The sequence below is a fragment of the Gemmatimonadota bacterium genome, assembly GCA_040882465.1.
In the GTDB taxonomy this organism is placed as follows: domain Bacteria; phylum Gemmatimonadota; class Gemmatimonadetes; order Longimicrobiales; family Gaopeijiaceae; genus JBBEBG01.
This window is the reverse complement of sequence record JBBEBG010000037.1, coordinates 1-12,100: the sequence shown is the minus strand read 5'-3', so window position 1 is coordinate 12,100 and position 12,100 is coordinate 1. Positions and strand designations below refer to the sequence as shown.

General features: G+C 65.9%; 13 protein-coding genes and 1 other RNA gene. 8 read left to right on the top strand and 6 right to left on the bottom strand.

Going from position 1 to position 12,100, the window contains the following annotated elements; all coding sequences use genetic code 11:
• Positions 1-102 precede the first annotated feature (102 nt).
• The 5 genes from WEG36_14275 (at position 103) to WEG36_14255 (ending at position 4,117) form a co-directional block, all read left to right on the top strand.
• Positions 103-1,665 carry a PepSY domain-containing protein gene (locus WEG36_14275; protein MEX1258777.1) on the top strand — a complete coding sequence of 521 codons (1,563 nt, stop codon included), beginning with the start codon at positions 103-105 and terminating at the stop codon, positions 1,663-1,665.
• On the top strand, positions 1,659-2,090 hold the full coding sequence (gene mce, locus WEG36_14270) for a methylmalonyl-CoA epimerase (GenBank protein ID MEX1258776.1): 432 nt from the start codon (positions 1,659-1,661) through the stop codon (positions 2,088-2,090). Before WEG36_14275 ends, mce begins: the two co-directional genes overlap by 7 nt.
• Positions 2,091-2,101: 11 nt before the next feature.
• Positions 2,102-2,464: a transfer-messenger RNA gene (ssrA, locus tag WEG36_14265) on the top strand.
• Between the two features lie 234 nt (positions 2,465-2,698).
• Positions 2,699-3,430, top strand: a complete 732-nt coding sequence (locus tag WEG36_14260; GenBank protein MEX1258775.1) for a hypothetical protein — start codon at positions 2,699-2,701, stop codon at positions 3,428-3,430.
• Positions 3,431-3,445: 15 nt separating this feature from the next.
• A complete protein-coding gene (locus WEG36_14255; GenBank protein ID MEX1258774.1) occupies positions 3,446-4,117 on the top strand; it encodes a hypothetical protein in 672 nt (223 codons plus the stop codon).
• A 547-nt stretch (positions 4,118-4,664) separates the two neighbouring features.
• On the opposite strand, the gene WEG36_14250 is transcribed toward WEG36_14255, so the two are convergent.
• The 4 genes from WEG36_14250 to WEG36_14235 form a co-directional block, all read right to left on the bottom strand.
• Positions 4,665-5,165, bottom strand: a complete 501-nt coding sequence (locus WEG36_14250; protein ID MEX1258773.1) for a hypothetical protein — start codon at positions 5,163-5,165, stop codon at positions 4,665-4,667.
• A gap of 120 nt (positions 5,166-5,285) precedes the next feature.
• A complete protein-coding gene (locus tag WEG36_14245) occupies positions 5,286-5,765 on the bottom strand; it encodes an MFS transporter (GenBank protein MEX1258772.1) in 480 nt (159 codons plus the stop codon).
• A gap of 44 nt (positions 5,766-5,809) precedes the next feature.
• The gene (locus tag WEG36_14240; protein ID MEX1258771.1) at positions 5,810-7,864 is read right to left on the bottom strand and encodes a DUF5916 domain-containing protein; all 2,055 of its coding nucleotides are present in this window, start codon (positions 7,862-7,864) and stop codon (positions 5,810-5,812) included.
• 48 nt (positions 7,865-7,912) lie between these two features.
• On the bottom strand, positions 7,913-8,893 hold the full coding sequence (locus tag WEG36_14235) for a DUF1259 domain-containing protein (protein ID MEX1258770.1): 981 nt from the start codon (positions 8,891-8,893) through the stop codon (positions 7,913-7,915).
• Between the two features lie 39 nt (positions 8,894-8,932).
• Between WEG36_14235 and WEG36_14230 the strand changes: the two genes are divergently transcribed.
• Both WEG36_14230 and WEG36_14225 read left to right on the top strand, forming a co-directional pair.
• Positions 8,933-9,808, top strand: coding sequence for a chromate resistance protein ChrB domain-containing protein (locus WEG36_14230; GenBank protein MEX1258769.1), 876 nt, complete (start codon positions 8,933-8,935; stop codon positions 9,806-9,808).
• Complete coding sequence (locus WEG36_14225; protein MEX1258768.1) at positions 9,805-10,464, top strand: family 16 glycoside hydrolase; 660 nt, start codon at positions 9,805-9,807, stop codon at positions 10,462-10,464. Before WEG36_14230 ends, WEG36_14225 begins: the two co-directional genes overlap by 4 nt.
• A 119-nt stretch (positions 10,465-10,583) precedes the next feature.
• Here the strand turns inward: WEG36_14225 and WEG36_14220 are convergent, their stop codons facing one another.
• Positions 10,584-11,171 carry a hypothetical protein gene (locus tag WEG36_14220; protein MEX1258767.1) on the bottom strand — a complete coding sequence of 196 codons (588 nt, stop codon included), beginning with the start codon at positions 11,169-11,171 and terminating at the stop codon, positions 10,584-10,586.
• A 35-nt stretch (positions 11,172-11,206) separates the two neighbouring features.
• Positions 11,207-11,755, bottom strand: coding sequence for a hypothetical protein (locus WEG36_14215; GenBank protein ID MEX1258766.1), 549 nt, complete (start codon positions 11,753-11,755; stop codon positions 11,207-11,209).
• Here WEG36_14215 and WEG36_14210 point away from each other — a divergent pair.
• Entirely contained in the window at positions 11,736-12,059 is a 324-nt protein-coding gene (locus WEG36_14210; GenBank protein MEX1258765.1) for a hypothetical protein, read from the top strand. The genes WEG36_14215 and WEG36_14210 overlap by 20 nt on opposite strands.
• The last annotated feature ends 41 nt before the right edge of the window (positions 12,060-12,100 follow it).

Genomic DNA, 12,100 nt, shown 5'->3' with positions numbered 1-12,100 from the left:
GAAGGCCGCATCCCTTGTTGAGATCCGGTGACGCACTTCTCTTCCCCTCCACCTACCAGGGTCGAACCGGGACTCGCCCCCGCGCAAGGAGTCGGAAAGCCGATGACTTCGGAAAAAATGGGCCCCAACCCAATTCCCTCCCGCGGGATTCGGAGACGCATCGCGGTCCTGCATCGAACCCTCGGACTCGTCCTCGGCCCCCTCGTCGCCCTCTGGTTCGTTTCGGGGATCGGCATGATGTACACCGGCGGGATGCCGAGCCTCACACCCGACCTTCGCCTCGAGAGATTGCCCTCTCTGGAACTCACCGCGGTTCGCCAAGGACCGGCCGAAGCCTACACGCGGACAGGACTCAATGGCGCGCCCTCGAGCGTGACCCTCCTCTCCGTCCTCGGTAGACCTGCCTACCGATTCAATGGAAGCCAGGGTCCCTCCGTCTTCGCCGACGACACCACGCTGGTCGAGACCGCGGGAACCCGGGAAGCGGTGTGGGTGGCAAGCTTGTTCGCCGGCGTACCCGTGGAGGCCGTCACCTACGACCAGCTCATCTCGCACGCGGACCAGTGGACCATCGCCCAGCGCCGCCAGTTGCCGCTCCACCGGCTGCGCGTGGACGACGGAAGGGGTACGGTGCTTTACGTCTCTCCCGGGAACGCGGAAGTCGTTCAGATCACGACGCGCCGAAGCCGGGCTCTGGCCTGGATTGCCGCAATCCCCCACTGGCTTTATCTGACGCCGCTTCGCCTCAGGGAAGGCCTTTGGCGACAGCTCATCCTCTGGACCGCCGGGATCGGAAGTGTCCTCGCCGTGCTCGGGCTCACGCTGGCCGTCGTTCAATTTCGAGTGCCCCGTCCTGTTCGACTGTCCCATGTTCGCTCATACATTCCGTACGCGGGATGGATGAGATGGCACTACCTCACCGGTGCCGTCTTCGGCGTCCTGACATTCACCTGGATATTCAGTGGCTTCCTATCCATGGAACCGTGGGGATGGGCGTCGGGAGAGGGGTTGTCGAGCGTTCCAATTCGGAGGGCCCTTGCGGGGGAGGCCGTGGCGCTGGAGGCGATTCCTTCCCTTCAGCCGGCAGCGCTCGCCGCGTTCCTTGGAGAAGAGCGTTTGAAGGAGGTGTCATTTGGCCGGGTCCGCGGCCACCCGACATTGATCCTGAGAACCTCGGCAGACCAAGGCATACAAGGCGTGTCCATCCTGGACCGAGGGTCCCCCCGAAGTGCCGGGAGACACATCTTGGATGCCCTGAGCCTGCGTCCGATCACATCCATTCCCATGGACACTCTCCTCGGAATTGTTCGAGCGACTTACCCGGAAATTCCGATTGCGGATGCGGCGGTGCTCCACGACTACGATTCCTATTATTACTCCCGTGACCGCAGTGCGCCGCTCCCTGTCTTGCGCGTCCGATTCGACGACGCGGACCGGACCTGGATGTACCTCGATCCCGAGGCCGGCACCGTCGCCGCCGCCCTTCACCGGCTCGACCGGATCGAACGTTGGATTTATAGCGGATTCCACAGCCTGGACTTCAATTTCTGGTACCGGACCCGGCCGGCCTGGGACATCGCCATGATCGTTCTCTTGCTCGGAGGGCTTACGACGACCGTGATCGGGTTCTCGTTGGGGCTCGAAAGGATCGCGAGGAAATGGTGACCGAGTGGCCTCTCGACCACATCGGGATCGCGGTGACTTCGATCGAGGAGGCGCGCCCCCTTTACGAGCGCGTCACCGGCGCGCCGGGTGGACCCACGCTGGAGCTACCGGAGCAGGGGGTGAACGTCGCCTTCTTCGGTGGGATCGAACTCCTGGAGCCCCGAGGTCCAGAGTCTTCCCTGGCCAGATTTTTCGACTCGCGGGGGCCGGGGCTTCATCACATGGCCTTTCGGGTCCCCGACATTGCAGCGGAGCTCACGCGCTTGGAAGCGGCCGGGGTCCGGCTCGTGGATCGCGAACCGCGGATCGGCGCGGCGGGCCACCCCATCGCCTTCCTGCATCCTTCGGCGGCAGGGGGGGTCCTGGTTGAGCTCGTCGAGGTTCCCGTGGAACCGAATCCGCGTTTCGGCGTACCTTCAGGGTGACACCCACGTTTGGGGGCGTCCCGGTTTCGACGTGTTCGGTGAAGTCGGAGCTGCGTGCCGAGGTCCCGGGACCTCGAAAATCCTCCGGGAAATTTCACAACTGCCAACGATAACCTGGCAATGGCTGCGTAAGGTTCTACCTTAGCCGCAGTCCGTTCCTTGAGGAGCCCGCCTGAGGCGACTCTCGTGGACGTCGAAAATTCGGGCTGGTCCTTCGGCGGCGCTGCCGCGTCGGGGACGAGATTTCTCGGTAGCTAGCGCGGACCGGCTGCGCCCTGGCCGAGGCCGATCGCGAACCCAATAGGGCGATACGCACGTAGATGCTTTGATGGATCTGTTCGCGGACGCGGGTTCGACTCCCGCCGCCTCCACTGTTGCAACATACTCGAACCGCCGTCCGGGCCTCGCCCGGGCGGCGTCTTGAGTAGGACCAGGCAATCGATCGTGGTGCGCACCCCGTAGTAGGGTCGCCCGATGTCGCCGAGGGTGGGCTCGAGCCGGACCTGGCCGAGGAGCTCTCGGAGTAGGAGGGCTGACTGCTCGGTCCGCCGCTCCAGCAGCTCCTGCATCCCGTCCAGGCGGTCCTCGATCCATTCCCGGGGCGGAGCGTGGAATACCTTCTCCCGGCTACGGCGCAGGCCGTCCAACTCGTCGCGGAGAGCCTCCACGCGCCGCTCGGTCTCCAGGAGGGCCTTGGCGAGGGCCTGGCTCCCTCGCCCCTCGCCGATGAAGTCCACGAAGTTGCCGAGCCGGCGCTCCTCGGCCCCGAGCTCGGCCTCCTTGACCCGGACGGTTTCGGGAAGGTGGACGGAGAGCTTGCCAACTTCCTCCTCCACGCGGCTGATGAGATACTGGATCTGCCTGGTTCGAGAGAGCTGCTCCCGGACGGCGCCGACGATCACGTTCTCAGCAAGGGTTCGCCGAACCAGCACGCGGTTGTTGCAGGCGCCCTTGGCCGCGCCGAGGCAGCCGTAGTACCCTCCGGCTTTCCCGCTCACCTGGGCGATCGCGGCGCCGCAGGTACCACACACCATGGCTCCCGACAACAGGTGGGTAGGGAAGTGGCCCTGCCGGCCTCCCTGGCTCTTCGAGAACCCTCGCCGGCCCTTCCCGCCGGGCCAGCTCCGCCGAACCTCCTTCCGTCGGGCTCGAACTGCCTCCCACATCTCCTGGGGCACGATCCGGAGCGTATCGTCATCCTGAACGATCCACTCGCTCGCGAGTTTGGTGAAGCGGCGGCGCTTCCCGGTCCGCGGGTCCCGGCGGCTCTCCGTCTTGTTCCAGGTCCACCAGCCCACGTACTTCTCGTTGTCCAGGATCCGGCTCACCGTGGCCGGTGACCACCCCTTGGCGGAGTGGATTCGCCCAGGAACTCCCTCCTCGTTCAACATGCGCACGATACGGGAGACCGGCAGCCCGTCGGCGTACGTCTGGAAGACCCGAAGCACCACGGCGGCCTCTCGTGGCTCCATCTCCATCTTGTAGCCGTCCGGTCGTGGGCGGCCTTTCTTATCCATCCGAATCGTCCCGACCGGCACCGACCGGTACCCGAACGTCCGCTCGCCGACGGAGAAGCCTCGCTCCTTCTGGCCGATCTGCCCCCGGAGCGTCTTCTTCTTCAGGTCCCGGAGCTGGAGCTCGTTGAAGATGCCGCGGATCTGGATACCGAGGGTGGCCTCCTCGTCATCGCTGTCCAGCCCGTCGGCCACCGACACCACCCGCACTCGCTCGAAATGCAACTCGGCAATCACCGAGAGCATGAGGTAGTTGTCGCGGGCGAGCCGAGAGAGGTCGTCGACCAGCACTACGTCGAACTGCGCGTTTTGGGCGGCGGCCACCAGGGCCACGAGCCCTACCCGATCGCGGCGAGCCCCCGATTTCGCCTCGTCGGCGTAGATGTGGTCCTCCAACACGGAGAAGCCGCGCTGGGCTGCGAGCCGCCGGCACGCACCGGTCTGGTCCTCGATGCTCTCGGGGCGTTGGTTCTCGGAGCTGTACCTGGCGTAGATGGCCGCACGCATGCCTAATCCTCCTGGTGCTCGCCTTCGTGTAGGGAGACCTCAGCCGCGGCCGCCATGAGGCGGACGTATTCCAGCGCCAACTCCTCCGCGAGGTGGTCGAGAAGGGCCGTCATCGCGGGGTTCAGGTCCGGCGTCCAGGAGACTTCGGGGCCCGGAGGCGGTTGAGAGGCAGCTGCTCGGCGGGCTGGTGTCGCCATGGTATATGATAGACAGTGGCTATTATATTAGACATAGGAATTTGAGCCTCGTTGTGGAGCCAGTAAGTCTTGGAGCGCGCGGCGCCGCCGGCCCCCCGGGGAAAGCCTAGGCGGCGCGGCGCGCGCTCCCGATGGAGCCTTGCTCTACCGAAGCGAAAAGACGCGGCAGCGCACCCATACTCGAAGCGCTTCCAGAAACGAGACTCCGGGCGAACCCCCCTCGGCAAGAGGTTGGTTCGTCAAAGACCATCCCACTCTTCGGGAGGCCTCAATCGCCGGAAGGCGGTATAGAGAAGGATGTCGTATCCGACCTTCATTCCCGCTCCAACGAAAAGGAACATTCCGAGCCCGACCCCTCACATGAGGAGGCCGGCGAATGCCGGCGCCACGGCCCATGCCGCGAGCCGCACGAGGTGCGTGGCGCCGGCGGCCAAGGTGCGTTCCTCGGGCCGGATCACGGCCATCAAAAAAGCCTGCCTGGTCGGCACGTCCATCTCCACAAGGCTCTCTCGGAGCAAAAAGAGCACGGCGGCCATCGGAAAGGTCGGGGCGAAGGGCACGGTCACGAGCACGAGGCTCGACGGAATGTGCGTAAAGACCATCGTGTTGAGCAGCCCGAACCGCCTTGCGAGCCACGCTGCCCCGAGGTGCGACGGCGCGTTCGACACTCGCGTAGCGAAGAAGAGAAGTCCCACGGCAGCCTCTCCGGCGCCGAACCGTTCGTAGAAGAAGAAGGATAGGAGCGCCGTGGTCAGAAATCCTCCCGCGACGCCGTCCACCGCGAAAAGGGAGGACATCTTCCAGAGAATGCGCCGGGTTTCCGGCGATGCGCGTACAACAGGCTTCGCCTCGGTCACTCGGCCTCTCTCGGCTGCCTCCGAGAGTCCCGCATACGCCACTGCCGTGAGAAGGAGGATCGAAGCTTAAACGACGAGCGCTGCGCGGAACGCAGCCAGCTCCTCGACCCCGGCGACCCCCTAAAGCACCGTGGGCAGGGCCGCAAAGAGGCTGCCGAGCGCGTGGCCGGCGTCCTGAAGCACGTTGTACCAGGCGTAGACCGACGTGCGCTCCGGCTCGGAGGCCATCGCCGGGAGAATCGCCTGGTCAATGATGACGGACGCGCCGCGGTCCCGTCCCATCCCGTTTACCATGCCGAGGAAGGCGGCGGCCCCAATGGCGGCGGGCCCGGACGCGAGCGCGAAGCCGAGCCCGCCGATGGCACCAGCGAGAGAAAGGGCGACCAGGGAGTTTCGGCGACCGAGTCGGTCGCCCGCGAGCGTGACGAGCATGGCCGCTACGGCGGCGCCGGAGAGACCTGCGGTCACGACATTGCCGATGGCGAGGGCGTCGAGTCCAACTTTCGCCAGGTACACTCCGATGAGGACGCCCACCATTCCGGTTGCCAGGGCACGGAAGAACGCAGCGGCGTAGAGGAGCCGTCGGTCGTCCACGGTCATACGGCGCTCCCCGACTCGGTCTCGAGCGTAGCCCTGGGGCGGCCCTACAGGACGCCCGATACCTTGAGGAACAGCGTGTTACCCTGCGAGGATGCCTGCCCGAACGCAGCCGTCCCCCGTTGGAACGCGATCTGTATCGCGCCGAATGGCGGCCGGTAGCGGTAGACGAAGACGGTCTGAACGTTGTGCCGGTCCAGGCGGGTGCTGTTCTGATAGAAGAGCTGCAAGTACAGGTCCGGCGTGAAATACACGTTCCCGCGAACCACGTGGATCCAGGTCGTCTGATCCGCGGGATCGGGATCGAGTACGAGGCGTTCCAACTCGTACTCCAGTGCCGAAGAATCCGTCGGCTTCACCGCCGCAGCGAGGGTAATGAGGTCGAAGTCGGAGCCGAAGCTCTTTCCCGTCCGGTAGCCAACGGACGCTGACTGAAGGGCCCTCGTGTTGTATCCGATGGTCGTGCCCACGTCGCGGTTTCGAAAGTCCGTTTCGAAGCGCTTGAACTCCTCGGTGTAGCTCACCGACGCGGACCATCGGTTGCGGAGATCCACGCTCACGCTCTGGTCCACCTGCCAGCTCCGAAGCACACCGCTCTGTCCCCAGTACACGTTGTAATTCGATAGATACTGGATCCGCTCGGCCGGGCCGGAAGCGGGCCAGAGCGCCTTCTCGATGGCTGAGTCCAGCTCCCGGCGATCGTCGTCCTGAACGAAGCCGACGGGGTTTACATCGTCTCCGAAGCCCTCGCCCAACTCCGTGTAGCGGACGTGGAAGTGACCCGTCGGGGAGTCGTACGACGGGCGCAGGAAGAACCCATGAGAGCCGGAAGCCCCGGATCCGTAACTCGCGATCGCCTGCGCTGTGAGCCCGAGCCGCTCGCTGAAAAACAGGGTGGCGTCGAGGCTGACCGAGCCGCTGCCCGCGCCGCCGGCCTCGCGTCCGGCCCAGGTCAGCCCCAGGCTCGATCGCCCGACGTCCCGCTGGAGACGGCTCACGCCGTACACCGAGTGCGGCTCCCCAGCACCCGGTGCTTCGTCAGCGCCGAGGAAGTAGATCGTCCATGGGCCGATCTTGCCGTGTACCTTCCCTCCGCCCCGGAGGTCGGCGATGCGCCGGCTGTAGAACGTTCGGATCCGCTGGCGGAAGAGCTCCGCGCCTTCGAGGAAGAACGGGCGCTTCTCTGGGAGGGAGAGCTCGAATCGGGTGAGGTTCACCTGCTCACGGTCGGCCTCGATGGTGGCGAAGTCCGGGTTCACGGTGGCGTCCAAGGCCACGGCGGGAGTGAGCCGATAACGCGCGTCCAATCCGGCGTCCCATCGCGTCTTCACACCCTGCTCGGCCCGGGAGAGCCCGTACACGATGATCTCGCGCCGGCGGAGGGGAGGAGGGAGGTCGAGCCCGACGAGGAGGCCCGCGCCGGATACGCGGAACGCGGTCTCGAGCGGCCCCGACCAGAAGCTCACTTCCAGTTCCCTCCGGCGGCTTCGCCCGACGTTGAGTCCCCAGACCCTTCCTTCTCCAGCGGCGTATCGGAGCGTCGAAAGGGGAATCGCGATCTCGGCGGTCCATCCGCCCGCGGTTCGCGCAGCCGCTCCCGTCCATTCGCCGTCCCAGGTGAAGTCCACCTCCCGCCCGTCGCCCGCGATCCGGCCGTCCGATTTCGTACCGAGGGGGTTCACGGCAAAGACGTAGCCGGACTGCCGGTCGGAATACGTATCGAGCACGACGAACACCGCGTCATCCGTCATCATGTCGGCGTCGCGCCGGGTCAGCTCCGCCTGGATGCTGCCGGATTCGCGGAGGCGGAATCCGAAGTAGACGGCCACGCTGTCGTAGAGGACCATCGCCTCGGTGGGCTGCATGGCCGGCTCTCCCCGCCGGGGCTCAAACTGGATGAACTCGGTTAGTCGGGAGGCTCGGGACCAGGCGGGCTCGTCGAGGACCCCGTCCACGACCGGCGAGACGTCGGCGCGCACGGCCTCCACGCTCGGCACCTGCTGCGCCGGCAAGGCCGAGTTGATCGCAAGCAGAGCCGCGGTCAGCACGTGCGCATTGTCGAGCACGCCGGCCACGGCCCGCAGTTGGGTGCCTCGCGGCACCCCGGCGTATGCTCCAGCACCACGCCGGGGATCCCCAGCCGAACACGGTCAGCGACCTGCATCGAGGGCGCTCCTCAGCCCACGGAGAACGTCATTGAGCGGCCCGTCTCCCCAGAAGTGGATGTAAGTAATGTCAGGGTCGCTGTCGATGAGGTGACTGTGCACTGCGGTGGCCACGGTGCCGCCCTCGGCCAGAGCCCGGAGGAGGGGGGTGACAGCCCGTCCACGAACCGCGAAGTCGCCGGTGGCCACGGCGCGGTTCGCGTTCACCTGCTGGATCACGATCGGAGAGCCGTATCCGAGCGCGGGATTCACGACCCGGCCGTCCATGGTCACCGCACCGTCAACGAGCTGAAAGGAGAGGCGCGCTACCGGACCGCTCGCCGAGCCCGATTGTCCGAGCACCCGGAACACCAGAGCTGTGTCGATCTGGACAGGCTGGGGACGCGGGGCGGGCGCGGGGCGCGGCGTGCCGGTCAGCGCCACCGCGCGCTCCACGCGGCTGGCCAGGTCGGTCGCGACGCCTTGACCGTGGAAATGCATGTAGACGATTTGAGGGGTTTCTCCCGCGAAGTGGTTGTGGATCGCGGTCACCGCGATGCGCTGCCGTGCCAACTCCTCGAGCACGGGGCCCAGCTCCGCGCTGGTGACGACCAGATCGCCCATCATCGTGGCGTCGTTCGGCTCACCGCTGAATCCCACCCAGGCTCCAAGTCCGATGGCGCTGGCATCCACGCCTGCGATCGTAAGCGTCAGGTCGGAACGGGGCAGGTTGTACCGGTGGTACGGAGCGCTCGACACATTCTCGGTCCCGAGGGTTCGTCCGACGGCGATCCAAGGGTCCACGTTTTGGCTCGAGGCTGCCACGGGGAGCGCCAGCGCGATGCACGAAAGCACGGTGACTAGAGGTGAAGCTCGTATGATCATCTCCGGTTCTTCCTTGTGTTGGCTGCTGGGGGAGCCCGTGACGGCGCTTCCGATGCCGGTCCCCCCTTTCGCAACGGCCGGTAGAATGGCATCTTGTTGCATGATACACATGTATCATCGCGAGGGCAACAGACCCTGGAGATGGTGCTGACCGAGCGACACGGGGGACCTTGGCTTCTCTTCATCCACCAGCTTCCCGCCAAGCCGGGCTATGCGCGCGTGAGGCTGTGGCGGCGCCTCCAGCGCATCGGTGCCGTGCAGGTGAAGAGCTCTGTGTGGGGACTTCCCGTGACAAACGAATCGCTCGAGGACTTCCAGTGGCTGGCGGAGGAGGTCCAGGGAGCAGACGGGGAAGCGCTGATTTGCCAGGCCACCTTTGTCGCCGGGCTGACGGATGAGGTGTCGGAAGCGCTCCTGGCCGCGGCGGGCTCGGCCCCGCAGCCGGAGTCGCGGGCATCGGCCCCGAAACCAGGTAGCGCCCGGTCCTTCGACCCGATGGATTTTCGTGGGCGTGTCTGGGTGACTCGCCGGGGCGCGAAGGCCGATCGGATCGGCAGCGCCTGGCTTATCAAACGCTTCGTGGATTCGGACGCGACCTTCAAGTTCGTTTCGGAGACGGGATACGTTCCCAGCGCCGGCGAGATACGATTCGACATGTACGAAGCCGAGTTCTCTCATCAGGGAGATGCCTGCACTTTCGAGGTATTGGCGAGTACGTTCGTTTCAGTGGACCGAGCGGTGGCGGCAATCGGCGAAATCGTCCACGACATCGACCTGAAGGAATCGCGGTTCGCCCGTCCCGAGACCGAGGGGATTCGCCTGCTTCTCCTCGACGGCGTGTGTCGAGAGGCAGTGGCCGACGAGCGGCGCCTCGAGCTTGGTTTCGCATTGTTCGATGTCCTCTGGAACGCTCTAAATGGCCGCGCACACTCGTTCGGCTCGTTGGGGGGAGATGCACAAAGGGAGGCGGACGGCGATCCTCGCTCGGCTCCCGGTGCCGGAGGCATGGACCCGTGAAACCAACGGACCTCTGCGTCTCGCTTCCGTTGGGCGTGGTCCTACCGTTTCTCGCTGCATGTGACGGCCCGCCGCCACCCGCTACGACGGAACGGATCGAGGTCCGTGGCACCGCCATCGTGACTCTTCGGAACGACTTCACATCGGGACTCGTGGACTGGAGCGTGGTGGATGGGGTCTGGGAGCGGCGGAGCCTCGGCGGTGAACACCGGCTGGCTCAGACCTCCACCGATCGTGCCTTCCCGGTCGTACTCCTCGAGGGGCGGCGTTTCTCGGACGTGGACGTCACAGTGCGCTTCAGACCCGTGTCCGGCGAAGCCGACGCCAGCGCGGGGATCGTCTTCCGAGCCCATGACGGGCAGAACTACTACGTGGTCCGTGCCAACAGTCTCGAGGACAACTTCCGGCTGTACGCAGTCGTGGACGGGGACCGCCGGCAGATTGCGGGTACTCGGATCGACGCGCCTCGCCTCGGGGAGTGGCACACGCTCCGGGTAACCGCAGTGGGTTCGCGGATTCAGGCCTATCTGGGCGGCCGCTTACTGATCGACCATCGTGACGAGAGGTTTAGGGAGGGGCTCGTAGGGTTATGGACGAAGGCCGACGCCGTGACGGAGTTCGACGACCTGGAGATCGGAGGCGTCCCTTCCGACTGACCTGCTCGAGCGACGATCCGTGCCCTGCCTGAGTTACGGCCGCCCGTTGTGCTCCGCCCCGGGCGCGAGCTCTCCCAGGGGCCCCGCGGCGCTCCGCGTTCCAGGCAGGGAAGGAGAGGTCAATCCTCCAGATTCAGCTCGCGTGAGATTTCAGTCAGGCTCAGCTCGAGACGTACGGCCCGGCTCCCTTCGGGCCCGCCAAGCCCATACGGAATCCTTCCATGCTGAGGTGCCTTGGCCCGGGCGAGGGCGCGGTCCAGATCGCGCGGACCTAGCTGCGTCGAGGCCACCTCTCGGAGGTCAATCCCTCCGTATACCTTCGGCAGCGACCGAGCGGCAGCAAGAGTGAAGTACAGAAGCGCTCCGTCGCCGATGACGAGCCTCAGGTCTGGCGCTCGTGAATCGCGAAGGCTCCCCGGAAGGCTGAAGCCCTGGAAGCGCTTGGCCACATTCGCCTCGAACGCCCGCAGTACATAGAGGATCGCGCCTACAAAGGAGACGGCAATTTCCAGGTCGCGGAGTCGAAGCGCGACCGCGAACTCGACGAGGTTCCGTTCCGAGAACCGACGACTGCTGCCACGTCCCTTGGCGTCCTGAAAGTCGGGCCGCACCACCCCCTTCTCGCACAGGTAGATGAGCCGGTGCTGCGGTTCTCCAAGGAGGCGGACCGCCTCCGTCAGGGTCCATTCCTTCGAATCGTCGGCCATGTTGACAGACATCGTCTATCATGAGGGGGAGCGCGTCAAGGGTGCCTTCCGGTAGTGATCTCAGTGTCCAGGATCCACCCGATCCCCTTCGCTGCCGTTTTGTCGGTCACGCCAAGGCGCCTCGCGATCGCACGGTCGCTCAGGCCCAGTTCATGGAGATGGAGAGCCTTCGCAGCGATCAGCTGGTAGGTTGGTGGGTCGAGGGTGTCCACCAGCGCCACCTCGAACGGCAGCGCGACCGCGGTTCGAATTCTTTGCGTCCGGGTCCACTGTTGCAACATACTCGAACCGCCGTCCGGGCCTCGCCCGGGCGGCGTCTTGAGTAGGACCAGGCAATCGATCGTGGTGCGCACCCCGTAGTAGGGTCGCCCGATGTCGCCGAGGGTGGGCTCGAGCCGGACCTGGCCGAGGAGCTCTCGGAGTAGGAGGGCTGACTGCTCGGTCCGCCGCTCCAGCAGCTCCTGCATCCCGTCCAGGCGGTCCTCGATCCATTCCCGGGGCGGAGCCCCTGGAATACCTTCTCTCGGCTTCCGCGGCGCCACCGCGAAGCCGGCCTCGACGCCCGTGCCCGAGCCGTGCGGCACGAGCGGCTCCGCCCGCATCTCCTGGGCCCGGCTTCTCGCCCGGATCTACGAGGTGCTCCCGCTCCTGTGTCCCGCCTGCGGGGGTGAGATGCGGGTTCTCTCGTTCATCACCGGCCCTCCCACCGTCCAGGCCATCCTCCTGCATCTCGCTCTTCCACACCGGCCCCCGCCGCTCACTCCCGCGCGCGCTCCCCCGCAGGCCGAGCTCGACTTCGATCAGACGTCCGCCTTCGACCCGTCCGATCCCGAGCCACTCCCCGAGCCGGACTTCGACCAGTCTCCGCCGGGCGACTGGGACGCCTGACCCCTTCGCCCGAAACGCCAGCTCCGCGCTCATGCTCCCCC